This window comes from Pseudomonas sp. GW822-FHT01E03 (genome assembly GCF_058802985.1).
In genome coordinates, this window is the sequence record NZ_JBXAOQ010000023.1 from 1 (window position 1) to 24,104 (window position 24,104).

20 protein-coding genes and 2 tRNA genes are annotated in these 24,104 nt (G+C 61.2%); 16 read left to right on the forward strand and 6 right to left on the reverse strand.

Going from position 1 to position 24,104, the window contains the following annotated elements; all coding sequences use genetic code 11:
- The first annotated feature begins 178 nt into the window (after nucleotides 1-178).
- From AC1RP7_RS27210 to AC1RP7_RS27250, 9 genes are all read left to right on the forward strand, one after another.
- Nucleotides 179-255: transfer RNA gene (locus AC1RP7_RS27210), tRNA-Asp, on the forward strand.
- A 379-nt stretch (nucleotides 256-634) separates the two neighbouring features.
- A complete protein-coding gene (locus tag AC1RP7_RS27215) occupies nucleotides 635-1,144 on the forward strand; it encodes a sigma-70 family RNA polymerase sigma factor (protein ID WP_218496564.1) in 510 nt (169 codons plus the stop codon).
- A complete protein-coding gene (locus AC1RP7_RS27220; protein WP_493181876.1) occupies nucleotides 1,141-2,091 on the forward strand; it encodes a FecR domain-containing protein in 951 nt (316 codons plus the stop codon). Before AC1RP7_RS27215 ends, AC1RP7_RS27220 begins: the two co-directional genes overlap by 4 nt.
- A gap of 67 nt (nucleotides 2,092-2,158) precedes the next feature.
- Nucleotides 2,159-4,582 carry a TonB-dependent receptor gene (locus tag AC1RP7_RS27225; protein WP_218496561.1) on the forward strand — a complete coding sequence of 808 codons (2,424 nt, stop codon included), beginning with the start codon at nucleotides 2,159-2,161 and terminating at the stop codon, nucleotides 4,580-4,582.
- A 78-nt stretch (nucleotides 4,583-4,660) separates the two neighbouring features.
- Nucleotides 4,661-5,605, forward strand: a complete 945-nt coding sequence (locus AC1RP7_RS27230; protein ID WP_493181878.1) for an ABC transporter substrate-binding protein — start codon at nucleotides 4,661-4,663, stop codon at nucleotides 5,603-5,605.
- Entirely contained in the window at nucleotides 5,602-6,591 is a 990-nt protein-coding gene (locus AC1RP7_RS27235) for a FecCD family ABC transporter permease (RefSeq protein ID WP_493181879.1), read from the forward strand. The genes AC1RP7_RS27230 and AC1RP7_RS27235 overlap by 4 nt, the downstream gene beginning before the upstream one ends.
- Nucleotides 6,584-7,615: a FecCD family ABC transporter permease gene (locus AC1RP7_RS27240; protein ID WP_340314166.1), complete on the forward strand. Its 1,032-nt coding sequence runs from the start codon at nucleotides 6,584-6,586 to the stop codon at nucleotides 7,613-7,615. The genes AC1RP7_RS27235 and AC1RP7_RS27240 overlap by 8 nt, the downstream gene beginning before the upstream one ends.
- 12 nt (nucleotides 7,616-7,627) lie before the next feature.
- On the forward strand, nucleotides 7,628-8,419 hold the full coding sequence (locus tag AC1RP7_RS27245; RefSeq protein ID WP_218496556.1) for an ABC transporter ATP-binding protein: 792 nt from the start codon (nucleotides 7,628-7,630) through the stop codon (nucleotides 8,417-8,419).
- A complete protein-coding gene (locus AC1RP7_RS27250; RefSeq protein ID WP_493181881.1) occupies nucleotides 8,416-9,198 on the forward strand; it encodes an IucA/IucC family C-terminal-domain containing protein in 783 nt (260 codons plus the stop codon). The genes AC1RP7_RS27245 and AC1RP7_RS27250 overlap by 4 nt, the downstream gene beginning before the upstream one ends.
- A gap of 76 nt (nucleotides 9,199-9,274) precedes the next feature.
- Here AC1RP7_RS27250 and aldA read toward each other — a convergent pair whose 3' ends face one another.
- The 4 genes from aldA to AC1RP7_RS27270 are packed head-to-tail and all read right to left on the reverse strand — an operon-like array spanning nucleotide 9,275 to nucleotide 14,040.
- Nucleotides 9,275-10,708, reverse strand: coding sequence for an aldehyde dehydrogenase (aldA, locus tag AC1RP7_RS27255; RefSeq protein ID WP_493181884.1), 1,434 nt, complete (start codon nucleotides 10,706-10,708; stop codon nucleotides 9,275-9,277).
- A 19-nt stretch (nucleotides 10,709-10,727) separates the two neighbouring features.
- A complete protein-coding gene (locus tag AC1RP7_RS27260; protein ID WP_493181887.1) occupies nucleotides 10,728-11,528 on the reverse strand; it encodes an aldolase/citrate lyase family protein in 801 nt (266 codons plus the stop codon).
- 14 nt (nucleotides 11,529-11,542) lie between these two features.
- Nucleotides 11,543-12,727 (reverse strand): L-rhamnonate dehydratase, encoded by a 1,185-nt coding sequence (rhmD, locus tag AC1RP7_RS27265; protein ID WP_008067008.1) that lies wholly within the window; start codon nucleotides 12,725-12,727, stop codon nucleotides 11,543-11,545.
- A 17-nt stretch (nucleotides 12,728-12,744) separates the two neighbouring features.
- Nucleotides 12,745-14,040: an MFS transporter gene (locus AC1RP7_RS27270; protein ID WP_090454238.1), complete on the reverse strand. Its 1,296-nt coding sequence runs from the start codon at nucleotides 14,038-14,040 to the stop codon at nucleotides 12,745-12,747.
- A 125-nt stretch (nucleotides 14,041-14,165) separates the two neighbouring features.
- Here AC1RP7_RS27270 and AC1RP7_RS27275 point away from each other — a divergent pair, with 125 nt between their 5' ends.
- The 5 genes from AC1RP7_RS27275 to AC1RP7_RS27295 all read left to right on the forward strand — a co-directional run bounded on the left by AC1RP7_RS27275 (nucleotide 14,166) and on the right by AC1RP7_RS27295 (nucleotide 20,861).
- Nucleotides 14,166-15,107, forward strand: coding sequence for a LysR family transcriptional regulator (locus tag AC1RP7_RS27275; RefSeq protein WP_057715562.1), 942 nt, complete (start codon nucleotides 14,166-14,168; stop codon nucleotides 15,105-15,107).
- Nucleotides 15,108-15,283: 176 nt separating this feature from the next.
- Entirely contained in the window at nucleotides 15,284-18,115 is a 2,832-nt protein-coding gene (locus AC1RP7_RS27280) for a xanthine dehydrogenase family protein molybdopterin-binding subunit (protein ID WP_493181890.1), read from the forward strand.
- Nucleotides 18,108-18,647: a (2Fe-2S)-binding protein gene (locus AC1RP7_RS27285; RefSeq protein WP_015095868.1), complete on the forward strand. Its 540-nt coding sequence runs from the start codon at nucleotides 18,108-18,110 to the stop codon at nucleotides 18,645-18,647. The genes AC1RP7_RS27280 and AC1RP7_RS27285 overlap by 8 nt, the downstream gene beginning before the upstream one ends.
- Before the next feature lie 2 nt (nucleotides 18,648-18,649).
- Nucleotides 18,650-19,888: a cytochrome c gene (locus tag AC1RP7_RS27290; RefSeq protein WP_218496545.1), complete on the forward strand. Its 1,239-nt coding sequence runs from the start codon at nucleotides 18,650-18,652 to the stop codon at nucleotides 19,886-19,888.
- A 1-nt stretch (nucleotide 19,889) separates the two neighbouring features.
- Nucleotides 19,890-20,861 (forward strand): XdhC family protein, encoded by a 972-nt coding sequence (locus AC1RP7_RS27295; protein ID WP_493181894.1) that lies wholly within the window; start codon nucleotides 19,890-19,892, stop codon nucleotides 20,859-20,861.
- A gap of 163 nt (nucleotides 20,862-21,024) precedes the next feature.
- On the opposite strand, the gene AC1RP7_RS27300 is transcribed toward AC1RP7_RS27295, so the two are convergent.
- Nucleotides 21,025-22,308 carry an NAD(P)/FAD-dependent oxidoreductase gene (locus AC1RP7_RS27300; protein WP_090454245.1) on the reverse strand — a complete coding sequence of 428 codons (1,284 nt, stop codon included), beginning with the start codon at nucleotides 22,306-22,308 and terminating at the stop codon, nucleotides 21,025-21,027.
- A gap of 183 nt (nucleotides 22,309-22,491) precedes the next feature.
- Between AC1RP7_RS27300 and AC1RP7_RS27305 the strand changes: the two genes are divergently transcribed.
- A tRNA-Val gene (locus AC1RP7_RS27305) sits at nucleotides 22,492-22,568 on the forward strand.
- A 186-nt stretch (nucleotides 22,569-22,754) separates the two neighbouring features.
- On the opposite strand, the gene AC1RP7_RS27310 is transcribed toward AC1RP7_RS27305, so the two are convergent.
- A complete protein-coding gene (locus AC1RP7_RS27310) occupies nucleotides 22,755-23,609 on the reverse strand; it encodes a hypothetical protein (RefSeq protein WP_493181898.1) in 855 nt (284 codons plus the stop codon).
- 146 nt (nucleotides 23,610-23,755) lie between these two features.
- Between AC1RP7_RS27310 and AC1RP7_RS27315 the strand changes: the two genes are divergently transcribed.
- Nucleotides 23,756-24,064: a hypothetical protein gene (locus tag AC1RP7_RS27315; RefSeq protein WP_493181899.1), complete on the forward strand. Its 309-nt coding sequence runs from the start codon at nucleotides 23,756-23,758 to the stop codon at nucleotides 24,062-24,064.
- Nucleotides 24,065-24,104 lie beyond the last annotated feature (40 nt).

Below are 24,104 nucleotides of genomic sequence, written 5' to 3' on the forward strand. Positions count from 1 at the left end.
CGGTAGTTCAGTCGGTTAGAATACCGGCCTGTCACGCCGGGGGTCGCGGGTTCGAGTCCCGTCCGCTGCGCCATATTTTCCGAGTCAGGCATGCCTTGATTCGAGATTGAAAGAGAGATTGAAAAGTCTCGGAGCTTTCAATCAGACAAGTTACTTGAGCGTCAGCTCAAAGCGATACGCAGCGGTAGTTCAGTCGGTTAGAATACCGGCCTGTCACGCCGGGGGTCGCGGGTTCGAGTCCCGTCCGCTGCGCCATATCTGCCCCGAGGCCCACTGAACGCCTTGGAGCTACGAAGAAGCCACTGGTTACTTCGAGTCGATAGCAAAGACCCTGGTCGAAAGACCGGGGTTTTTTGTTTCTGCGATTTGGCTTTTTCTACTTCCTCACGACCCTCACGGTTTCGCATCCGCCGACCACGCGCGGATGGCCAGTGAATTCCGTTGTCTCTTGAAAACTCCCCCTCAATAATCCGCAGCCTCGATAAGCCGGCGTCGCGCGGCCGAAATATCGGCCTGTCATCCAATTATTCAAGCATTTACCGGGTGCGAATCGCACAAAGGGCTTGGTTTGACCTCTCAACACTAATTAGAATGAGTCGCATTTAAAATATTTCTTCGCGCAGGGTTTCTTTAGATGAGTGATGCAGCGATGCCGCCGGAGCAAACCTTCCACGACCTGTACCGCGATCACCGGAGCTGGCTCGAAGGATGGTTGAGACGACGCATGGGCAATGGCAGCGACGCGGCGGATCTGAGCCAGGATACCTTTGTTCGTTTGCTCGCCAGCTCTCAGCGCATCGCCGACCTGCAAGAGCCTCGCGCCTACCTGGCAACAGTCGGCAAGCGGCTGCTGGCCAACTTCTACAAGCGCCGCAGCCTGGAGCAAGCCTATCTCGATGCATTGGCGTTGCTGCCCGAGGACTGCGTGCCATCCCCCGAGCAACGCTGGATCCTGCTGGAAACCCTGCAAGCCTTGGACGAATTGCTCGATGGATTGCCAGGCCCGGTACGCCGAGCCTTTCTCTTGAGTCAGCTGGAAGGCCTGGGCTATCAAGAGATTGCCGAGCGACTGCAAGTATCGGAACGCACGATCAAGCGCTACATGGCTCAAGCCTACGAACATTGCCTGCTGGTGGACATGTGAACGGTTCGGCACCTTCGGCTCAGGCCCGGCAAGTCGTGCGGGTCGCCGCGCAGTGGCTGGCCCTCATGGAATCCGGCTGCGCTAATGAGCAGGACCGGGCGCAGCTGCAGAGCTGGCGCGATAGTCATTCCAGTCACGAGCAAGCCTGGCAGAAAGCGCAACTCTTGCGCCAACGCTTTGCCGACTTGCCATCGGCCCTTGCCATGGCCAGTCTGGACCGGCCACAAGTCAGTAGACGTACGGTACTCAAACGCGCTGTCGGGGCGGTGGCTTTGCTGCCGACCGCTTGGCTGATCAGTCGACAGTTGCCTCTGGACGCCTGGAGTGCCGACCTGCGGACCGCCACCGGGGAAAGCAAAAAAGTCCGGTTGGCCGATGGCAGCTCTGTGCAATTGAATACTGCCAGTGCCGTCGATATCGACCTGAAGCACCGACGCCTGACCCTCGTGGAAGGCGAAATTGCACTGAATGTGCCCGGGGCCTCGCCGCTGACGATTTTCACGCGCTTCGGGCAGGTGGTCGTCAGTCAGGGCGAGGTGTGTGTTCGTCAGGGGCAGGCGGGTTGCAAAGTGTCAGTGCTCAACGGCGCGGTGCAGTTGCAGCCTCTGCGCGGGCCGGTCTTTTCGTTGCGCGGCGGTCAGCAGGTCGGCCTTCAAGCGGCGGGTGCGGGTGCCGTGGAGCCATTCGACGTGCTGGCCCCAGGCTGGCGTGACGGTGTGCTGATGGCGCAGAACCAGCCCCTGGGGGATTTTCTGCGTGAACTCGGCACCTATCGTCCGGGTGTATTGCGTTGGGCGCCAGAGCTGGAATCGCTGCGCATCACCGGCAGTTTCCGCCTTGAAGACACCGATCGCGTTCTGGCTCTGTTGGCGGCCAGCCTGCCACTGGAAGTGCATTCGCGTACGCGTTATTGGGTAACGCTGGTACCGCGAAAAAATAGTGTTTAAAGCGTGTCCCCTTTTTTCGTGCCGCTTGTCTTTCAAGGTAAGTGAAACGAAATCAGAGAGATTCACAATGCCCGCAGTGATGTCTTGCAGTATGCGTCCGGCTCCATCCAGGTTGCGCCCGTTGTTGCACTTGAGTCTGTTGTTGAGCCTGAGTGCCTGTCCATTGTTCATCACTGCCGGTTGGGCCGAAGACGCGCCGCGCCGCAGCTATCAGGTGCCAGCCGGTAGCCTCGACGCTGCGCTGACCCGTTTCGCGGGGCTGGCAGGGGTCAATCTGTCAGTGGACCCGGCACTGGTGAGCGGGCGCACCAGCCCCGGTCTTTCCGGCGACTTCGCGGTGGAGGAGGGCTTCGCCCAACTGCTACAGGGTTCCGGTCTGCAACTGCTGCCGGTGGGCGAGCAGGCGTACATGCTGACCCCGGCGCCAACAGGCAGCACCCTGCAACTGGGCGCTACCTCCATTTATGCGACGGCGGACACGGCGCACGGTGATCCGTATGTCGGCGGGCAGGTCGCACGCCGTGGATCGCAAGGCTTGCTGGGCTCGAAAGACTTCATGGAGACGCCGTTCAGCGAGACCACCTACACCAGTGAGTTGGTGAAAAACCTGCAGGCGCGTACCTTGGGCGACCTCGTCGCCAGCGATCCCTCGGTTCGCGCCACCAACCCGGCGGGTGGGCGGTATGAGCAGTTCACCATTCGCGGAATGAGCCTGTTCAACAGTGATGTCTCCTACAACGGTCTCTACGGCATCCTGCCGACTTACACCATTGATATGGAGATGGCCGACCGCGTCGACATCCTCAAAGGCCCGAGCCAGCTCATCAATGGCATCTCGCCGCGGGGCAGCGTGGGTGGCGGGATCAATGTGGTGCCCAAGCGCGCCACCGACGTGCCCATTACGTCGTTTACCGGCAACTATGCTTCCGATAGCCAGGTCGGCGGGGCCGTGGACATCGGTCGGCGCTTTGGTGAGGGGGACATGTTCGGTGTTCGTTTCAACGGCGTGAAGCAGTCCGGCGACACCGAATGGGATCACCAGAGCGTTGACCGCGAGATGGCGGTGCTGGGCCTGGATTTTCGCGGTGAACGCCTGCGGCTCTCGACCGACGTCGGACATAACGAGCGTGACACCGACGCCCCGCAGGAACGCGTGCAGGTGGGCGCCAACGCCCAGGTTCCCCATGCCAGCGATGTTCGCCACAACTATGCGCAGCCGTGGAGCAAGGCGCGGACCAAGGACACCTTCGGTACGGTGACCGGCGAGTACGATGTCAGCGATTCCGTCATGGTGTACGCCGGTGCGGGCGCGCGTAAAAGTAATCATGACTTCCTCCGGCACGCCGTAGCGGTCACCAACAACGCGGGTAATTTCAGCGTTCTGCCACGTGACTTCACCCGAGACGAAAATGTCCGCACGGCCAACGTCGGGGTGCGAAACTGGTTCCATACCGGTCCGGTGAGCCATGAAATCAACCTGGCGGCCAGCTATTTCTACATGGACTTCGAAAACGGCGGCGCCCGTTACGCCGCCGCCCCGAGCAACATCTACAACCCGGTGCAAACACCGACACCCATTACCCCCACGCGACTCGATTCCGAGGTGTATACCGAGAACCGCTCCAGCAGCGTGGCGTTGTCCGACACATTGGGTTTCTTCGACGATCGGGTACTGCTGACCCTCGGCGCCCGCTGGCAGCGAGTTCAGGTCGACGACTGGACGGATAATGTCAAAGGCGACACGGCCTACGATGAGGAAAAGGTTTCGCCATCGGGCGGCATCCTGTTCAAGGCCACCGATAAGCTCTCGTTGTATGCCAACTACATGGAAGGCTTGAGCCAGGGCAAGATCGCGCCGTCGACCTCGGTGAACGAAGACGAGATCTTCCCGCCGTTCATCAGTCGGCAGGTCGAGGTCGGCGCCAAATATGATGCGGGTGCATTCGCCATCACCACCGCGGTGTTCCGGATCAAGCAGCCGGCCTATGAAACCAACGCCACGACACGGGTTTTCGGCCCGAACGGCAAACGTGAAAACAAGGGTGTGGAAGTCAGTGTGTTCGGTGAGCCACTCAAAGGTTTCCGCCTGCTCGGCGGCGTCATGTACATCGACAGCGAGCTGACCAATACCACCAAGGGCACTTTTGACGGCAACCGCGCTCCCGCCACGCCTGAATACAACGTCAACCTGGGTGCCGAGTGGGACGTGCCGAATGTACAAGGCCTGACCCTGACCAGCCGCGGCATCTATTCCAGCTCGCAGTATCTGGACCAGTCCAATAACAAGGAAATCGATGCCTGGACGCGTTTCGACGTGGGCGCGCGCTACGCCTTCAAGGTCGAGGAAAAGAACATCACCCTGCGGGCCAATGTCGAGAACGTGGCTGACAAGCGTTACTGGAGTTCTGCCGGGGCCTCGGATGACAGCGAGCCTGGATTGACGCTCGCGACTCCACGAACCTACCTCCTTTCGGCAACCGTCGACTTCTGAATCGATTCAACCGTGCGTTGCGCCACAGGGAAGGGCGCTGCCGAGTTGTGTCATGCATCGATTGCAGAGGACAAGAGCATGCCCAGCCTCACTTACCCGCTCAAGAACGAACAGGTCAACACGCCCTCCAGGCGCACGCTGCTGCGCCTTTCCCTGGGCGTGCTTGCGCTGAGGTATACCCCATCGGCGTGGGCTCGGGCCGACGCCGCGCCGCTGCGGGTGATCACCCTGTTTCAGGGTGCCACGGACAGCGCCGTAGCGTTGGGCATTACACCGTGCGGCATCGTCGATTCCTGGAGTGAAAAGCCCACCTATCGCTATCTGCGCTCGGCGCTGGAGCCGGTGCCCCATGTCGGGCTGGAAACCCAGCCGAGCCTTGAGGACATCGCGCTGCTCAAGCCGGACGTGATCGTCGCCTCGCGCTTTCGTCATGAGCGCATCGCACCCTTGCTCAAGCAGATCGCCCCGGTGGTGATGTTGGAGGAGGTGTTCGAATTCAAAAAGACCCTGACGTTGATGGGCCTGGCCCTGCACCGCCAGCAGCGGGCCGACGAGGTGTTGGCCCGATGGCAGTTGCGCACGGCACAACTGCGCCAGCAACTGCAGCACAAGTTTGCCGGGCGCTGGCCGCTGACGGTGTCGATTCTGGATGTCCGCGAAGACCATATCCGCAGTTATTTGCCGGCCAGTTTTCCAGGTTCGGTAGTCACTGAACTGGGGTTCGGCTGGAGTGAGGCCAGTCGGGCGGCGAGCGGGGTATCGATCAAACTCACCAGCAAGGAAAGTCTGGCGGTGGTCAATGCCGACATTTTCTTTGTCTTCTTGCGTGCGGAGAAACCGGCAGTGCAACGAAATTATGAAAGCCTGGTGCGGCATCCGCTGTGGCAGCAAATGCGAGCGCCGCAACAGGGGCAGGTGTGGCGGGTCGACGGAGTGGCCTGGAGCCTGTCGGGCGGGATGCTCGGTGCGAACCTGATGCTCGATGACGTTGCGCGGCTGGTCACGGCGGACCTGGCCGGATGAGCAATGGTTTGAAACTGTGCTGTGCCGGGGTCGTGTTGATCCTCAGCAGTGTGCTGAGCCTGGCAGTCGGAGCGACCTGGATTCCGCTTTCGCAAATTGCCGCAGCCTTCGTGCATCCCGACCCGCTGAGCGTCAGCCATGTGCTGGTGACCACCACACGCCTGTCGCGCACCTTGATGGCGATGGCCGTGGGCGCGAGCCTGGCCGTGGCGGGGGCCTTGATGCAGGCACTGACGCGCAATCCGCTGGCGTCCCCCGGTTTGTTCGGGATCAATGCCGGCGCGACTTTTTTTATCATCCTGTGCTCCTCGTTGTTTTCTCTGTCATCCCCGGATGCCTGGTTGTGGTGTGCGTTCATCGGCGCGGCCGTGGCCGGCAGCCTGGTGTGGCTGATCGGCAACATGGGGCAGGGCAGTCTCAGCCCGTTGCGCATTGTGTTGGCGGGAGCGGCGATGGCGGCGTTGTTCTCCGCATTCAGCCAGGCGTTGCTGGTGGTCAATCAGGATGGCCTGGATACGGTGCTGTTCTGGCTGGCGGGCTCGTTGACCGAGCGCAGCCTGTCGGTCGCCGCGCCACTGCTGATGTGTGGCGTACTCGGATTGTTCGGCGCGATGTTGCTGGCGGGGCAGGTCAACGTGCTTAACGCCGGCGAGGAGATCGCCACCGGTTTGGGTCAGCGAACCGGCTTGATCCGGCTGCTGATGAGCGTGCTGGTGATCTGTCTGGCGGGCAGTGCCGTGGCACTGGCCGGCAGCATCGGGTTTATCGGTTTGCTGGTGCCGCACATGGTGCGCAAGGGCTTGTCCATCGATTATCGCTGGTTGCTGCCGGGGAGTGCGCTACTCGGCGCGATTGTCCTGCTGCTGGCCGATACCTTGTCGCGGGTGTTGATCCTGCCGCAGGAGGTGCCTGTGGGTGTGATGACGGCGTTGTTCGGCGCACCGTTTTTCATTCTGCTGGCCCGGCGCGGAGGTCGTTATGGATAAGGTCCTGACCTGGCGCCGCAGCGGGTTTTCCCGGCGGATCAATGTCGCCACGTTGTGGCGCTTGCTGGCAGCCCTGATGGTGACGGCGCTGATCATGCTCGCCTCGCTGTCGCTGGGCAAAGTCATGCTGTCGCCATTGCAGGTGCTGCGCATTTTGCTGTCGAGCCAGGACTCCAGCCTGACGTTCATCGTCGAGCAACTGCGCTTTCCGCGCATGCTGCTGGCGGCGCTGGTGGGGGCGGCGTTGTCGGTGTCGGGGCTGATTCTGCAAAGCATCATTCGCAACCCGCTGGCGTCACCTGACCTGCTGGGTATCACCAGCGGCGCCAGTGCGGCGGCAGTGCTGTATCTGTCGTTTTTCTCTGTCGCACTGGGCCAACAGTATCTGCCGCTGGCGGCGATGCTCGGTGCCGGGCTGGCGGCATTGGCGATCTATCTGCTGGCCTGGAAACAGGGGGCCTCACCGCTGCGCCTGGTGTTGATCGGGGTCGGCATCAGCGCGATGTTGACCGCCGCGACCACCTTCATTCTGGTCTTCAGTCCGCTGACCACGACCCTGTCGGCTTATGTCTGGCTGACCGGCAGCGTGTATGGCGCCAGTTGGCCGGAACCGCTGGCGCTGGGGCGCTGGTTGTTGGGTATTTGCCCGCTGCTGGTGCTGCTGGCCCGGCAGGTGATGGTGCAACAACTGGATGACTCTCTGGCCCAAGGCATCGGCGTGCGCGTGCAGTGGCTGCGCGCCGGCTTGTTGCTGGTGAGCGTGGCATTGGCCGGTGCGGCGATTGCCTGGGGCGGGGCGATTGCGTTTGTCGGGCTGATTGCGCCGCACATTGCCAAACGTCTGGTGACCCCGGGTTTCGGTGGTCAGGCGGTGATGGCGGCGTTGGTCGGGGCAAATCTTGTGGTGCTGGCCGACCTCGCCGGGCGTGTACTGTTTTTGCCGCTGGATCTGCCGGCCGGGATTTTTGTCGCCGTGCTGGGCACACCCTTTTTTCTCTATTTGTTGATCAAACAGCGTCATTAAGGAATTCAACGTATGACGTCGATTGCAAGTCGCGGCCTGACCCTGAGTTATCAGCGCCAGGTGATTATTGACGCGCTGGACATGCAACTGCCCCAGGGCAGGATTTCGGTATTGATCGGCAGCAACGGCTGCGGCAAAAGCACCTTGCTCAAATCTTTCGCCCGACTGCTCAAACCGCAGCAGGGCTCGGTGATTCTCAACGGTGTGGATATCCAGCAAAAGTCCACGGCCGCCGTGGCTCGGGAGTTGGCCATTTTGCCCCAGACCCCCAGCGCGCCGGAGGGCATCACCGTCAGGCAGTTGGTGGCGCTGGGGCGTTATCCGTATCAGAGCTGGATGCAACAGTGGTCGGCGCAAGACGAAGCCATGGTCAACCGCGCGCTGGCGCAAACCAGTCTGCAGACACTGGCGGACCGACCGGTGGACGCGCTGTCCGGCGGGCAACGCCAGCGCGCGTGGATCGCCATGACCCTGGCCCAGGACACCGGTATCGTGCTGCTTGACGAACCCACCACCTTTCTCGACCTGGCGCACCAGATCGAGGTGCTGGACCTGCTGCGCGACCTCAACCGGCTCGAAAACAAAACCATCATCATGGTGCTGCACGACCTCAACCTGGCCTGTCGTTACGCCGACCACATGGTGGCGGTGCACAACCGGACGGCCTTCGCCCAGGGGCGGCCCGACGAGGTGTTGACCGAGACCTTGGTCAAAACCGTGTTCGACCTCAATTGCCGGATCATTCCCGATCCGTTCTTTGGAACGCCGCTGTGCATACCGTTTGGCCGGGAGTTGCCGCAATGAGCCTGGCCTGTCATTTCACGGTGTCGGAGTGGGCGCTGTTGTCCGGCGGCTTGCGGCTCAAGGACGGCAACGAGCGCGACCCGTTGCGTTCGCTGATGGCCCGGGACTTGTTGCAGGAAGACGTGTGCGAGCAACTGCTGGATGCGCTGGGCCCGGTGATCGGCTCGCCGACCCGGGCGATCACGGCCTCGCTGCTGGGCAAGCGCCTGTCGTTTCTGGCGACCGGCGCCTGCCTGTACGCGATGTCGGTGTACGACAAAGGGCTGCAAATGTCCCTGGATAACACGGTGATCGAATACGGTCACGATGAGGGGGGGTGGACGTCTTCGATGCCGCTGATACACGGTCGGCCACTGACTTATGGGGAGGGTGAACGCGAGGCCTGGCGAGAAACGCTCGTGCAGGCGCTGTTTGCCGGGATGCTGAAACCGTTGTGGCTAACCTTCAATCGCGTTACTGGCGTCTCCCGCCGCATCCTCTGGGAAAACACCGCCGTGCGCGTGTATTCGCTGTATGAAAAACGCATGGCAAAAATCGACGACCCTTCTGTACGCGAGCGCTATGAAGCGGATTTCAATTGGTTGCTGACCCAAGCCGAGCCTGCGCTGTTCGGCCTCGATTACAACCCGCTGAGCCATTTCCGCCGACCGCCGACGCTGGTGGAGGATGGGCAGCGCAGCATTCGCTTTCGCCGAACCTGTTGCTTTTATTACCTGGCCACCGAACCCGCTGAGTACTGTTCAACCTGCCCATTGCTGCGCCCGGGGAAATGCCGATGAGATGCCCATTTCAGGAGGATGGGGCAGGCGCCTAAGCGATGGCATAGGCGCGTACCCTTCACAGAAAGTGCGAGGCTCAGCCTTGCAGATAGACCGCGTGGGTGTGGGTGTATTCGTACAGCCCATGCTTGCCATCCGCGCCGCCGATGCCGGACTTGCGCACGCCGGCATGGAAGCCTTGCATGGCTTCGAAATTCTCGCGATTGACGTAGGTTTCGCCAAAATCCAGTTCACGCATGGCCTGCAGGGTTTTGCTCAGGTCGCGGGTGTAGATCGACGAAGTCAGGCCATAGTCGCAGTCATTGGCCAGGGCGATGGCTTCGTCCAGGTCGTCGATTATCTGGATCGGCAGCACTGGGCCGAAAATCTCTTCGCGCATGATCTCCATGTCCGCGCGGCAACCCGCCAGCACCGTTGGCTGGAAATGGAAGCCATTGGGCAGGTCGGCCATCCGCCCGCCGCTGATCAGGCTTGCGCCCTGGCTCAATGCGGTGCGGACTTTGCGGTTGACGCTTTCCAGCCCCTGGCGGTTGATCAGTGGGCCCATCTCGACGTCGGGCTGGGCAATCGGGTCGCCATAACGGGTCGCGCTCATGGCCGCTGCGATGCGTTCGATAAATTGATCCGCCACCTTGCGTTCGACGTACACCCGCTCGGCACAGTTGCACACCTGCCCGCTGTTTATGATGCGCGAATCGCGGATCGCCCTCACGGCCAGGTCGAGGTCTGCATCCGCCAACACAATAGCCGGTGCCTTGCCGCCCAGTTCCAGGTTGAGTTTGGTGATGTTCGGTGCGGCGGCGGCCATTATCCGCGAACCGGTGTCGACGCTGCCGGTGAAGCTGATCATGTCCACGCCCTTGTGCGAACTCAGGGCGGCGCCGGCCTTCCCGTCGCCACAGACCACGTTGAACACGCCGGGCGGCAGGTCGGTTTCGGCGACCAGTCGGGCAAATTCGAAGCAGTTGTTCGGGGTTTCTTCGCTTGGCTTGATGACAATGGTGTTGCCGGTCAGCAGGGCCGGGGCCATCTTGCGAGCGATCAGAAAGAACGGGAAATTCCACGGCAGGATCCCGGCCACCACGCCCAACGGTTTGCGGAACAGGAAGATGTTTTCGTTCTGGCGGTCGCTGGTGATGATTTCACCTTCTATGCGCCGGGCCCATTCGGCCATGTAGTCGAGGTAGTCGGCGGTGAAATTGACTTCGACTTCCGCCAGCCCGCTGATCTTGCCTTGTTCCAGAGTGATGGTGCGCGCCAGGTGCGCGACGTTTTCCCGCAGTTTGGCAGCGATCCGGCGCAAGTAACCGGCGCGATCATTGGTCGGTTTGCGCGCCCAGCCTTTCTGGGCGGCACGGGCGGCGGCGAGGGCGCGCTCGACGTCCTCGGCGGTCGAGGCCGGGACTTTCGACAGCACGGCGCCGGTGGCCGGGTTGATCACATCGAGATGGGCAGCGCTGGCCACGAACTGGCCGTCGATGAAGTTTTCGTAAACAGGCACGGATGACATGGTGCGACTCCTTGGCAGATCAGTAAGTGCGTGACGGCGCTTGAGTGGTGGCGGGTTCACGGTAGTGGGCGAGGGTGGCCATGGCGCCTTGGCGCAGCAGGCTGATGTCGATGGCCACTGCAATGAACTGGCAGCCCCAGCGCTGGTAGCGGCGGGCGTCTTCTTCATTGGGGGCGAGGATGCCGCAGGCCTTGCCGGCCGCCAGCGTGGCGTTCACCGCGTATTGAATCCGCTCCTGGACTTCCGGATGGCCGGGGTTGCCGGCGTGGCCCAGGCCGATCGACAAATCCGCCGGGCCGATAAACACCGCATCCACACCTTCGACGGCGGCAATCGCTGCGACGTTTTCCACGCCGGTGCGCGATTCCACCTGCACGATCAGGCACAGTTGTTCGTGGGCGGTATTCAGGTAGTCCGGCACGCCGTCCCAGCGGGTGGCGCGGGTCAGGCCGCCGCCGACACCGCGAATACCGTGGGGCGGGTAGCGCATGGCGCGCACCAGTGCCTGTGCCTGCTCGGCGGTTTCGACCATCGGGATCATCAGCGTCTGTGCGCCGATGTCCAGCAGTTGCTTGATCAGGTTGGCATCGCCATTCACTGCGCGCACCACTGGCGCGGTCGAGTAAGGCGCCACGGCCTGCAACTGAGCGAGTACTCCGGGCACGGTGTTGGGCGCGTGCTCGCCATCGATCAGCATCCAGTCGTAACCGGTGGTGGCGACGATCTCGGCGGCGTAGCCGGTGGCGAACCCGGCCCAGATGCCATATTGGGTCGCTGAGCTGTTCAGCGCGGCCTTGAACGCGTTGTGCGGCATGTTCATGTCGAACTCCTTTCTCAGCGGTTATACGGCCGATGCAGTTGGCATTCGGGGTTGAGGGTCACGCCGAAACCTGGCTGGTCGAGCGCGGACAGGCGCATGCGGCCATTGACCGGCACCGGTTCGCCGAGCAATTGCGGGTGGAACATCGGCACCACTTCGTCAGCCTTCGGCGCCATCATCAGGAATTCGGCGAACGGGCTGTTATGCCGGGTGGCGACGAAGTGGTAGCTGTACACCGAAGAGCCGTGGGGGATGACCAGCGCGTTGTGGGCGTCGGCCAGGGCCGAGATCTTCACCAGTTCAGTGATCCCGCCGCACCAGCCGACATCCGGCTGGATGATGTCGCAGCAGCCCATCTCCAACAGCATGCGGAAACCCCAGCGCGTGGCTTCGTGTTCGCCGGTGGTCACCAGCATGCCTTTGGGCACGTTGTTGCGCAGGGCCGCGTAGCCCCAGTAGTCGTCCGGCGGCAGGGCTTCTTCGATCCATTTCAAGCCGTATTCGTGGGCGCCAACCGCCAGTTTGGTGGCGTAGTTGAGGTCCAGGCTCATCCAGCAATCGAGCATCAGCCAGAAGTCCGGGCCGACACGTTCGCGCATGGTGGCCAGTTCTTCGAGGTTCTTGCGCAGGCCTTCCTCGCCCTCGGCCGGGCCGTGGTGCAGCGGCATCTTGCCGCCGATGAAACCCATTTTCTGCGCCAGGTCCGGACGGGCGCCGGTGGCGTAGAACTGCAACTCGTCGCGCACCGCACCGCCGAGCAACTGATGCACGGGCTCCTGGCGGATCTTGCCGAGCAAGTCCCACAGCGCCAGGTCGACGCCGGAGATAGTGTTGATGACGATGCCCTTGCGCCCGTAATACAGGGTCGACTGGTACATCTGATCCCAGATTTTTTCGATGTCGGTGACCCGGGCGCCTTCAAGGAAGCGCGCCAGGTGTTTCTCGACGATGTACGCGGCAGGTTCGCCACCGGTGGTCACGGCAAAACCGACGGTGCCGTCGCTGGCTTCGATTTCCACCACCAGGGTGCCGAGTACGTTGATGCCGAAGGTGCGGCGGCTCTGGCGGTACTCAGGGTATTTGCTCATCGGCGTGGCGATGTGATCGTCGATCCAGTGGCCGTCGGCCTGGTCGTGATAATCCGCGCCGCCGCCTCGCAGAGTGAAAGCGCGGACGTGTTTGATGGTTGGAATGCCCATGGTGTGACTCCTCAGGTTTAAACGGTGGCCGGTTTGTTCGAGGCTTTATGGCCGGGCGCGCGTATGCCCAGCACCAGCAACGCGGCGATGACGGTGGTAGCGGCCAGCACGTACAAGCCTGCTGCCGGTGAGTGGAAGGCGCCCTCGGCCCAGTTCTTCAGCACCGGGGCGATGAAGCCACCGAGAGCGCCGAACGAGTTGATCAGGGCGATCCCGGCCGCAGCGGCGCTACCGGCGAGGTAGCTGGAGGGGAAGGTCCAGAACACCGGTTGCACGGCGATGAAGCCGGAGGCGGCAAAGCACAGGGCGATGATCCCCAGCAGCGGGTTGCTGAAGGTCACCGAGCAGGCGATCCCGGCGGCAGCCATGAGCAAGGTCAGGCACGCGGTGCGGCGGCGTTCGCCGGTGCGGTCGCTGTAGCCGGGAATCAGGTAGGCGGCGATCAATGCGCAGATCCAGGGGATCGCTGTCACCAGGCCGACCATCAGCCCGACCTTGGTCCCCAGCAGCCCTCCGACCTGGCTCGGCAGATAAAACACCACGCCATAGACGCTGGCCTGGATCAGCAGGTAAATCAGGCACAGGTACAGCACCGAGGGTTGGCAGATCACGTTGAGCAGGCTGCGGCCGTGGTTCTGTTTATGGCTGTCTTCCTGATCGAGCAGGCTTTGCACTTGTTGGCGTTCCTCGACGGTCAGCCACTTGGCGTCGGCCGGGCGGTTGTCCAGGTACCAGTAGGCCCAGATGCCCACAGCCGTCGCCATCAGGCCTTCAACGGCAAACAGCCATTGCCAGCCGTGGAAGCCGGCGAAGCCGTCCAGCTCCAGCAGCAGGCCGGACAGCGGGCTGCCGAAGATGAACGCCAGCGGTGCACCGAAATAGAAGAAACCCATGGCCTTGCCGCGCACGGCGCTGGGGAACCAGTAGGTGAGGTAGAGGATCACGCCGGGGAAGAAGCCGGCTTCGGCCACGCCCAGCAGAAAGCGCAGGATGTAGAAGCTGGTTTCTGTGTGGGCGAAGACCATGGCGGCGGAGACCAGCCCCCAGGTGACCATGATCCGGCACATCCACAGGCGGGCGCCGACGCGGTGCAGGATTAGGTTGCTCGGCACTTCAAGCAACGCGTAACCCACGAAAAACACCCCGGCGCCGAAGGCGAAGGCGGCATCGCTGATATTGGTGTCGGCTTGAAAGGCTTGTTTGGCGAACCCGACGTTGGCGCGGTCGAGGAAGGCCATGATGTACATCAGCAGGAGAAACGGGAGTAGCCGCCAGGAAATTTTGGCGAGCAGAGGCGCGGGTAGAGTCTTCATCGCAGTTTTCCTTTGGTAGGGCATTTGTTCTTATGGGGAAGACTGTACGGCCGCTGATCGATGCGTTACAAATCGAATCTAGCTCACAACTGATACCTTCAGGGTATCGATAAAAAAGGCCCGTCATGACCACGCCGATCATCTCCCGCAGCCTGCTCAATCGCCTGCGTTACAAGCATCTGCACATGTTGGTGACGCTCAGCAGCAGCCAGAACCTGCACCGCGCTTCGCAAAGCCTGAACATGTCGCAACCGGCGGCAACCCGCATGCTCCATGAGATTGAAGACATGTTCGGCTGCGATCTGTTCGAACGCCTGCCGCGGGGGATGCGCCCGACAGCGTTGGGCCAGGAGCTGATTCGCTTTGCCGAGTCGGCCCTCAGTGGCCTCGACCGTTGTGCCGAGGATCTGATGGCGCGGCAGCTGGGCGGCTACGGCTATCTGTCGATCGGTACCATCATGGGCGCGGCGCCGGGCCTGGTGATGGATTCGATTGCTGAAATCAAGTCGCTCAATCCGCAGCTGCGGATCCGCATCATGGGCGACACCAGCGACCAGGTGATCCAGTTGCTGGAACAGGGTCGCATCGACCTTGCCATCGCCCGGCGCAATGCCGCCACCGACAGTGAGCATTACGTCTTCGAGCAACTGGGTAACGAACGCTTGCTGGTGGTGGTGCACGCCGGCCACCCGCTGGCGCGACGCAAAAAACTGGAGATGGCGGAGCTGGTCAGCGGTTGGCCGTGGATCCTGCAACCGGAAACCAGTCCGGCGCGCATCGGTCTGGATCAGGCGTTGCAGCGCCTGGCGTTGCCGTTGCCGGCAGACATCATCGAATGCAGTTCGGTGTACTCCATGCAGCAACTGATTCAGCTGACCGACGCGATCATGGTCCTGTCGGAAACCGCATTGCGCGACTATCTTAAAATGGGCCTGGTGGTGGCGCTGCCGGTGGAACTGGATGTGCAGATGGCGCCCTTCGGGTTGTTGTTGCGCAAGGGCGAGCACATCAGCCGGGAGTTGGGGTTGTTCATCGATCTGCTGCGACGAAAAGCCGCGGTTTTTTGATTTCTTGGTCAGTTTTTAGTTTTCCGCGAAGGCATAAGCCTATAAACTTAACCTTTCGGTCAGCTTTGCACTGTCAACAACAGCCCTTTGCATCGTCGAAAAGGGCTTCTGCAAGACTCGAGATTTCCAGAACATAACCAGAAGGGCGGACCCCATAACCGCCCAGAGGATGATCCATGTCCAACCGTGATATATCCCGGCGCTCGTTCCTTCAGGGCGGGCTGGTAGCGGGTGTGAGCGTGACGCTCACACCATTGAGCAGCCAGGCGCTGGCCGCCTTGATGGAAAACAGCGTGACCGTGCCGTCCGAGCAGTGGCTCGGCAACAATGGCAAGGCGCGCGCCCGTAACGATGCCTTGTCCAAGGTCTGCGGCAGCAAGGTCTTTGCCCGCGACATCCGCGCCAAGGACATGCCGGGCTGGCCGCAGCAGCAAGGCCACGCCATGCTGCTCAAAACCATCAAGGCCGACCACATCTTTGCAGGCATCGACCTGTCGTGGCTCGGTGCCGAGTTGCAACCGGACCGCATCGTCACGGCCGAAGACCTGGTCAAGGACGGTATCGTGTTCCCCGAGGAGCACGCCCCGGATCCGCTGTTGCCTGCCGGCAAGGTGCCGATGTTCATCGGGCACCCGGTGGCGATCCTGATCTGGAACGACTTCGAGCGCTTCCGTCAGGCCAAGAACCAACTCAAATTCAATGACAAGGCGATTCGTTACGGTGCCCAGGTGCCGTTCTACGAAGGCGATCCGTACGGCAGCTTCCGCTACGTGCGCGTCGGCGGCGCGACTTCGGCGGACGAAGACGAATTCGCCAGCCTCAAGGATTCGATTCTGTTCCCGATGCTGAAAAACCGTCGTCCGGTGTGGAACTCCCAGCCGAACCTGCACGGCAATCTGACCGAGCGCGGGTTGTTCTACGCCGAGCGCATGAAGCAGCAGATCGATACGCCGCCGGACAACTGGCTGGTGTTCGACGAACGCTACAAGACCCCGTCGATCGAACCGGCCGCCCTGGAGCCTGACAACGGCAACGGCTGGTACGACCCGACCACCAAGACCCTGCATTTCGTCGTCGCCACCCAGTGTCCGCTGGAAGCCGCGACCGAAACCGCGAAGATGATCGCGCCGTCGCGTTTCGGCCTGGCCAACCTGAACATGCATCCGGGTTACACCGTCGGTTACGGCTCCAAGGACCACAACATTTTCGTCTACTACGCAGCCCTCGCGGCGTTGTACGGCGCGGGTGTACCGGTACGCCTGGCCAACGACCGCTACGAGCAGTTCCAGAGTGGCATCAAGCGTCACCCGTTCGACATTCGCTACCAATTGGCGGTGGACAAGAACGACCACAGCTTCAAGATTTTCCGCTCCGAGATGAGCGTCGACGGTGGCGGACGAATCAACTACAGCCCATCGGTGGCTGCGGTGGGCGCCACGGCGGCACAGTCGATCTACTACATGCCGCAGAACGATCTGCAGGTCACGGCTTATCACTCCCGCGCCGTTGAGGCCGGGTCGATGCGTGGCTACGGCACCCTGCAAAGCATGGCGGCGACCGAGATGATGGTCGATGAAATCGCCGGTCGCCTCGGTGTCGATGCCATCGAGCTGCGTCGCAAGAACGCACTGCGCTCGGGCATGAAAAACACCCAGGGCGCGATCCCGGCCGGTGCCTTGCGCCTGCATGAGATTCTCGACAAGGCGGCAGTCCACGACACCTGGAAAAACCGCGACGCGATCAAGAAACAACGCGAAGCCGCCGATCCGGACAACTGGTACGGGGTGGGTTTCGCCATCTGCCAGAAAGACTTCGGCACCGGTTCCGAAGCGCCGATGGCCAGCATTGAATTCACCGCCGAAGGTCGCATCAGCCTGCGCCACATCGGTATCGAAATCGGCACCGGCATGTCCACCTCCCAGGCCATGGTCGTGGCCGATTTCCTCGGTGTTCCGGCGCACGAAGTGAAGACCGGCGAAACCGAATGGAAAGAGTTGCAGCTGGTCAGTGGCGGCAACCCGTACATCATGAGCCAGGCCGAGCAGGACAACTTCCTGCGCAATCCGCGCTGGGTCGGCAAGGTCGCTTCGGCTTCGTCGGCCACCAACTCGGCGTACTACTTCAGCCACGCGACCCGTGAAGCGGCGCGCGTGCTGTTCAACCACGGCCTGTGGCCGGCGGCGCTGGAAATCTGGCGACAAGGCCCTTACGGCGGTCAGGCCAACCCTTACGTGGTGCGTCGCGAAGACGCCCATTGGGTCGACGGCAAGCTAACGGCCAACGGTATGGAGCCACTGCCTTTCGCCATGCTGGCCAAGCGCGTTCACGAACGTGGCCTGGTGAGCGGCGCCACTGTGCACGGTTTCAACCGCTGGAGCTGGGCCGAGGCCGAGTTCAGCATCGACGGCGTGCGTGAGCGCTTGCCGCTCGACGGTCTGGCCGTGAAGTACGGCGACGGTGCACCGAAGGCGAAGAAGGCGCAGATGAACAGCGCCGGTTTCCATCTGCTGGATCGGCAGGGCATCGCCTACCCGGCGACCCAGCTGAACAACGCGGCGGTGACTTACTACAGCCCGGTCGCGACGCTGGTGGAAGTGAAGGTCAACAAGGGTTCGAACGAAGTGTCGGTACTCAACCATCACTCGTGGGTCGAGTGCGGTCGGGTGCTGGTGGAAGAACTGGTCAGGGGTCAGCTCGAAGGCGGGATCGCCATGGGCATCGGCCATGCGCTGATGGAAGAGATGCCGTTGTACGAAGGCGGGCCGGGGGAGGGTGACTGGAACTTCAACCGTTACCGCTTGCCGATGGCGCGTCACGTCGCGGTGTGGAAACAGACTGCGGAAATCCTGCCGCCATTGTCGCCGAGCGACCCGTCCAAGGGCATCGCCGAGGTGGTGATGATCCCGGTGGTCGGTGCCATCGGTAACGCCGTGGCCCATGCCATCGGTAAACGTGTCCGCGACCTGCCTATCACTTCTGCACGCATCAAGGAGGCCCTCAATGGCTAACCGTCCGCTTCAACTGACCCTCAACGGTCAATCCGTCGGCCCGGTGGACATCCCTGATGACCTGCCGATGATCGACTACCTGCACGAATACAAGAACCTCACCGGTTCGCGCCTGGGCTGCGGCCAGGGCATCTGCCACGCCTGCGTGGTGATCGTCGACAACCCGGACGGCACCAGTGAAGAAGTGCGCACCTGCATCACCGGCGCGCACTATTTCGAAGGCAAGAAGGTTCGGACCATCGAAGGCCATGCGACCTGCGACGAGCAGGGCAAGGTCACCGAGCTGAACCCGATCCAGCAGCGCTTCGTCGACGAGTTCGCCTTCCAGTGCAGCTACTGCGCGCCGGGCTTCGTGAATGCCGCGACCGTGCTGGTGGAAAAGCTGCAGCGTCAGCCCATCGTCAAAAGCCAACTGGAAAAAGTCATCGAGGACAGCCTCGGTCATCACATCTGCCGTTGCACCGGGTACGTGCGCTACTACAGCGCCACCCGCAACGTGCTGACCGATCTCGGCCTGGTCAAGGAGGGTTAAGCATGAAGCTTCTACTTAGCCGCCTGGCGTTGGCGGTTGGTCTGGCTGCGCCTGTGGTGGCAGCTCACGCCGATGATGCACAGGTCAAGCAAGGCGAGTACCTCGCCCGCGCCGCCGACTGCATGGCGTGCCACACCGCACCGGGTGGCGCGCCGTACGCGGGCGGCCTGCCGATCGTGTCGCCGTTCGGCACGATCTACGGCACCAACATCACCCCGAGCAAAGAGCACGGTATCGGTCTGTACAACGATGACGAGTTCTTCGCCGCGCTGACCGAAGGCAAGCGCCGTGATGGCGCGAACCTGTATCCGGCGATGCCCTACACCTCGTATCACCTGATCCCGCGTGCAGATTCCGACGCGATTCATGCCTACCTGAAAACCGTCGAGCCGATCGAGCGCGCAGCACCGGTCACCAGCCTGAGCTTCCCGTTCAACGTGCGCCTGGGCCTGATGGGCTGGAACATGATGTACGGCAAGGACGTGAAGCTGGAACCGGCTGAAGGCAAAAGCGAAGCCTGGAAGCGCGGTCAGTACATGGTCGACGTGCTGGGGCACTGTGGCGAGTGCCACACCCCGCGCGGCCTGCCCGGTGCTATGCAGATGGACAAACGCATGACCGGCGGCATTCTCAATGGTTATCTGGCGCCGAGCCTGCTGGCGACAGATCTGGCGGCCCGTGGCTGGAATCATCAGGACCTGAGCTCGTTCCTCAAGCACGGCATGAGCGCCCAGGGCACGATGTTCAACGAGATGTTCCCGGTGTTCCACAACAGCACCCAGGGCCTCAGCGATCCGGATCTGGCGGCGATGGCGACTTTCCTGCTCGGCGATCAGCCGCCTGCGGCGAAAGTGCTCGTCGAAGTGCCTTTGGACAAACTGAGCCCGAGCGCCCAGCGTGGCCGTCAGGAATATTTGAATGTCTGCGCCGGTTGCCATGCACCGGGCGGTGAGGGCAAACCGCACATCGCCGTCGCCATGCGCGGCAACACCACGCTGCGCCTGGAAGATCCGCGCAACCTGGTGCGGGTGATCGACGACGGTATCGGTGAGCAGAAGTTCTCCGGTTTCGAACATATGCAACCGATGCCAGGGTTTGTCGACAAGCTGAATGACGAACAACTCACGGACCTGCTGAACTACCTGCGTCAGGGCTGGGGTGGTCAGCCGAATGATCTGGCAGTGAACGACGTGCAGAAGTTGCGGGCCGATGCGCCGCCGCTCGAGCACAAGGCCCACTGATATGCAGCATCTGGATCTGCAAGTGGTGCGTCGGGCGCTGGAGTGGTCGGCGGCTGGTCAGCGCATCTGGCTGTGTACGGTGCTGGCCACTTACGGCTCGGCACCGCGCGCACCGGGTTCGCTGCTGGCGGTGAACACGCAGGGGCACTGGATTGGCTCGCTGTCCGGTGGCTGTGTCGAGGAAGACTTTCTCGAGCGAGTCGCCGAGGGCGCGTTTCTGGAGCCAGTCAGCGTTGTTCGTTACGGCGAAGGCGACGATCCACGCTCACGCGTCAGCCTGCCCTGTGGCGGGGTGCTGGACGTGCTGGTCGAGAAGCTCGAGGCCGATTGCGAGGTGCAAGCGCATCTGCGGGAGCTGGAGTCGGCACTGTTGGGCCGACGTCGGTTGATCCGCGAGGTTGATCTGCAAAGCGGTGCGCGCAGCCTGTTCGATGATCGTGAACAGGGTGTGCGTATCGAGCGTGAAATCGACCGGGTGCGTGTACGCGTCGGCGCGGCCCAGCGCTTGCTGTTGGCAGGGTATTCCAGTGTCGCCCAGGCCTGTGCGGAGTTTGCCGTGGGGCTTGGGTTCGAGGTGATTCTGTGTGACCCGCGGGACGAAGTGCTCGAAGGCGTCGTGCTGGAAAATGTGGAGATTCGCCGTCAACTGCCGTCGGTGTTCATCGCTGACGGCGGTTGCCACAGCGACACGGCGGTGGTGGCGTTGACCCACGATCCACGTATCGACGATTTGGCGATGATGGAGGCAGTGCGCACCGACGCGTTTTACATCGGTGTGATGGGCTCCATGCAGACCTCGCAAAAGCGCTTCGAGCGGTTGCGGCGCATCGGTGGTCTGGGGGATGTCGAGTTGGGGCGGATTCATGCTCCCATCGGGCTGAACCTGGGCAGCAAGACGCCGGCAGAGATCGCGCTGGCGGTACTGGCCGATATCTTGCGGATCCGAAGCGGTATCCCACGAGATCGTCTCTAACCCCCAAAACCTGTGGGAGCGGGTGTACGCAACATCTGCGGGTATTCAAAAAATCATTGTGGGAGCGAGCTTGCTCGCGATGAGGTCGTAACATCCAACACATTCGTTGGCTGCCAGACCGATATCGCGAGCAGGCTCGCTCCCACAATGTATTGCGTGTCGCTTAGTACCCGAATTTATCCCGCAATCCGTAATACCACGCACCCAATGCCGCAAACGGTGTGCGCAGCAACTGGCCGCCGGGGAACGGGTAGTGGGGCAGGTCGGCAAAGGCGTCAAAACGCTCGGCCTGGCCGCGCAGCGCTTCGGCCAGCACCTTGCCCGCCAGGTGCGTGTAGGTCACGCCATGGCCGCTGCAGCCCTGGGAATAGTAGATGTTGTCGCCCAGGCGTCCGACCTGGGGCAGGCGCGACAGGGTCAGCAGGAAGTTGCCCGTCCACGCGTAATCGATCTTCACGTCCTTGAGCTGCGGGAAGGCCTTGAGCATCTTCGGCCGGATGATCGCTTCGATGTTCGCCGGATCCCGCGCGCCATACACCACGCCACCACCGAAAATCAGACGCTTGTCGCCGCTGAGGCGGTAGTAGTCGAGCAGGTAATTGCAGTCTTCGACGCAGTAATCCTGAGGCAGCAATGTCTTGGCCAGTTCTTCACCCAATGGCTCGGTGGTAATCACCTGCGTTCCGCAAGGCATCGACTTGGCGGCCAGTTCCGGCACCAGATTGCCCAGATAAGCGTTGCCGGCGACGATGATGAATTTGGCCCGGACCTTACCCTGCGGTGTATGCACCACCGGGCTGGCGCCGCGCTCGATGCGTATGGCCGGCGACTGCTCATAAATCGTCCCACCCAGGGACTCGACCGCCGCCGCTTCACCCAGCGCCAGGTTAAGCGGATGGATATGACCGCCACTCATGTCGAGCATCCCGCCGACGTATTGGTCGCAAGCCACCACTTCGCGGATGCGGCGTTGATCCATCAACTCAAGCTGGGTGTGCCCGAAACGCTCCCACAGGCGCTTCTGGGATTCGAGATGACCCATCTGCTTGGCAGTCATCGCGGCGAACACGCCACCGTCCTTCAAGTCGCACTGGATGTTGTACCTGGCGACCCGATCACGAATGATTCGCCCACCCTCGAACGCCATCTGCCCCAGCAACTGGGCCTGCTTGGGACCGACCGTGCGCTCGATGACATCGATATCGCGGCTATAGCTGTTAACGATCTGGCCGCCATTACGCCCGGACGCCCCGAAACCCACCCTGGCAGCCTCGAGCACCGTGACCTTGAAGCCGTTCTCCAGCAGAAACAGGGCAGCGGACAGCCCCGTATAACCGGCGCCAATCACACAGACATCGGTCTCCACGTCATCCTGCAACGCCGGGCGCGGTGGAACCGCATTGGCCGATGCGGCGTAATAGGATTCTGGGTAGGGAGTGTTAGCCATCCGGCAGCCTCTGTTTAATATATTTTACGAGTGCGTTGATCCTACCCGAGTTGAAAATCGCCCGCCAGCACCCGGAAATTCTTCTTTGTACCGGCAAAATTAAATATTTTGCATATTCATAGGGTTAGCGCGAAAAAAGGTGTTGACACCCCTCCGGAATTCCGTAGAATGCCGCCTCACAGCAGGCACGTAGCTCAGTTGGTTAGAGCACCACCTTGACATGGTGGGGGTCGTTGGTTCGAGTCCAATCGCGCCTACCAAACAAAATCCGCTCTGCTGGGCGGTCTAGAAGGGCTCACCGAAAGGTGGGCCCTTTTTTGTTGTCTTGGATTCAAGCAGAACGTTCACAATTTATAGGGTCCGTTCACACTGGGCAATGTGAACGCCGGAATGGGTGTGTTGGAATGGTCGCTCTAAGCAGCGCTAACACCGCGCTTTGGGAGGGCCTAGGATGGTTTATAACCATCTAAGAATGCACGGAAATCTCTATAGCTCACCACCGGTTGGTTGTGCATGAAGATTTCGGAGAAGTGCTGAAACATCTTGACAGGGGAGCGGATGTATTCCTTTGCACGCTTGCGGAATCCACGGACTAGCTCACGATTGCTGTAACCGACCTTCTGCACCTGTGAATCGATGAGCTTATTGATGAAGGCTTCTTTGTTCTTGCCTCGAAAGTGAGAGACCATCACTCTCGCCAATGATGTGTAGAACCATTGACTGCAAATGAAGCGTTTGTATTTCTCGTCAAGGTGGACCATTCCTTGGTTCAGATCGCCCGTTGCTATCACCGTGCGATAGAAGGCAATCATTGAGTCTCGGAGATAGCCCGCGTCCACCTCGTTCTCTGGCCCAAGGACGAAGTGAAATGGACAGGGTTCTTCAAACCTAACCAGCTTCGAAATCTCAAAGCCGTAGCAAGCAGCCAGGACGACGCCTGTATTGTTGCCGGTTGCTGCGTTGATAAATGCAATCCGCTCCACTAGTTCCAACCATGGGACATATTCACCGCTTGCAGCAATCAGAAGTCCCTTCTCGGTGTCTCCGTGGCACTCGAAATGGAGTACAGGCTTCGTCACCCCTGAGCGGCACTCAAGCTCAAGTGCCATGAAAGCTGCCACAAGTTGCTTGTGTGACCGGATGCGGTGTCGAGTGCAGTAGTTGAAGCGGTTTAAGCTGTTGGAAAAATCGCTTACATCGCTTTCTAGGCGAGCGCCTGTTTGCAATTCATCGTCGGCTAAAGCATCGAAAATGATTAAGGCGTTGTTCTTGAAAACTGACGTGTAAACAAGCTCGCCCATAGCCACTGCTCCTTGAGTCGATCAGCGATGCTATCAGAATCGATGCGTCATGATGACTCACCAACATCCTCCGCCTGTCGAGCCTCGCTTGATGCGCATCAACTCAGCATATACTGTTCATGCGTACAGTATTTGGCGTATGCGCGATGGACAAGTATTTGATCGATGATTCGGGTTTTGAGCTGGGGATGCCCACTCGCGAAGAGATGCTGAAGCACCAGTGTGATTTGCTGTGTGCTGAGCTGGAGACGACACGTAGAGACTTGCGGAAGGCTCACCAGAACATCGCCAGTCTGATTGTCATGCACCGGGACAGCTCGACTGAATTGGCAATGCTGAAGGTTGAACATGAACGCCTGAAATGGACCCTGAGCGACATGTACCGGCGAGAGAGTGAGCGAGAAACGGCACGGATGGGATACGCCTATGGTGATCACGCCAACGGTAAGACCTAGGCCCAGGTCAATCGAGTGACGTGATGGCAACGGTGCCAAC

What these genes read in the sequence shown, in the direction of transcription:
- AC1RP7_RS27215 (WP_218496564.1), top strand. Translation starts at nt 635, where the DNA reads ATGAGTGATGCAGCGATGCCGCCGGAGCAAACCTTCCACGACCTGTAC.
- AC1RP7_RS27225 (WP_218496561.1), top strand. Translation starts at nt 2,159, where the DNA reads ATGCCCGCAGTGATGTCTTGCAGTATGCGTCCGGCTCCATCCAGGTTG.
- AC1RP7_RS27230 (WP_493181878.1), top strand. Translation starts at nt 4,661, where the DNA reads ATGCCCAGCCTCACTTACCCGCTCAAGAACGAACAGGTCAACACGCCC.
- AC1RP7_RS27235 (WP_493181879.1), top strand. Translation starts at nt 5,602, where the DNA reads ATGAGCAATGGTTTGAAACTGTGCTGTGCCGGGGTCGTGTTGATCCTC.
- AC1RP7_RS27240 (WP_340314166.1), top strand. Translation starts at nt 6,584, where the DNA reads ATGGATAAGGTCCTGACCTGGCGCCGCAGCGGGTTTTCCCGGCGGATC.
- AC1RP7_RS27245 (WP_218496556.1), top strand. Translation starts at nt 7,628, where the DNA reads ATGACGTCGATTGCAAGTCGCGGCCTGACCCTGAGTTATCAGCGCCAG.
- AC1RP7_RS27250 (WP_493181881.1), top strand. Translation starts at nt 8,416, where the DNA reads ATGAGCCTGGCCTGTCATTTCACGGTGTCGGAGTGGGCGCTGTTGTCC.
- aldA (WP_493181884.1), bottom strand. Translation starts at nt 10,708, where the DNA reads ATGTCATCCGTGCCTGTTTACGAAAACTTCATCGACGGCCAGTTCGTG.
- AC1RP7_RS27260 (WP_493181887.1), bottom strand. Translation starts at nt 11,528, where the DNA reads ATGAACATGCCGCACAACGCGTTCAAGGCCGCGCTGAACAGCTCAGCG.
- rhmD (WP_008067008.1), bottom strand. Translation starts at nt 12,727, where the DNA reads ATGGGCATTCCAACCATCAAACACGTCCGCGCTTTCACTCTGCGAGGC.
- AC1RP7_RS27270 (WP_090454238.1), bottom strand. Translation starts at nt 14,040, where the DNA reads ATGAAGACTCTACCCGCGCCTCTGCTCGCCAAAATTTCCTGGCGGCTA.
- AC1RP7_RS27275 (WP_057715562.1), top strand. Translation starts at nt 14,166, where the DNA reads ATGACCACGCCGATCATCTCCCGCAGCCTGCTCAATCGCCTGCGTTAC.
- AC1RP7_RS27280 (WP_493181890.1), top strand. Translation starts at nt 15,284, where the DNA reads ATGTCCAACCGTGATATATCCCGGCGCTCGTTCCTTCAGGGCGGGCTG.
- AC1RP7_RS27285 (WP_015095868.1), top strand. Translation starts at nt 18,108, where the DNA reads ATGGCTAACCGTCCGCTTCAACTGACCCTCAACGGTCAATCCGTCGGC.
- AC1RP7_RS27290 (WP_218496545.1), top strand. Translation starts at nt 18,650, where the DNA reads ATGAAGCTTCTACTTAGCCGCCTGGCGTTGGCGGTTGGTCTGGCTGCG.
- AC1RP7_RS27295 (WP_493181894.1), top strand. Translation starts at nt 19,890, where the DNA reads ATGCAGCATCTGGATCTGCAAGTGGTGCGTCGGGCGCTGGAGTGGTCG.
- AC1RP7_RS27300 (WP_090454245.1), bottom strand. Translation starts at nt 22,308, where the DNA reads ATGGCTAACACTCCCTACCCAGAATCCTATTACGCCGCATCGGCCAAT.
- AC1RP7_RS27310 (WP_493181898.1), bottom strand. Translation starts at nt 23,609, where the DNA reads ATGGGCGAGCTTGTTTACACGTCAGTTTTCAAGAACAACGCCTTAATC.
- AC1RP7_RS27315 (WP_493181899.1), top strand. Translation starts at nt 23,756, where the DNA reads ATGGACAAGTATTTGATCGATGATTCGGGTTTTGAGCTGGGGATGCCC.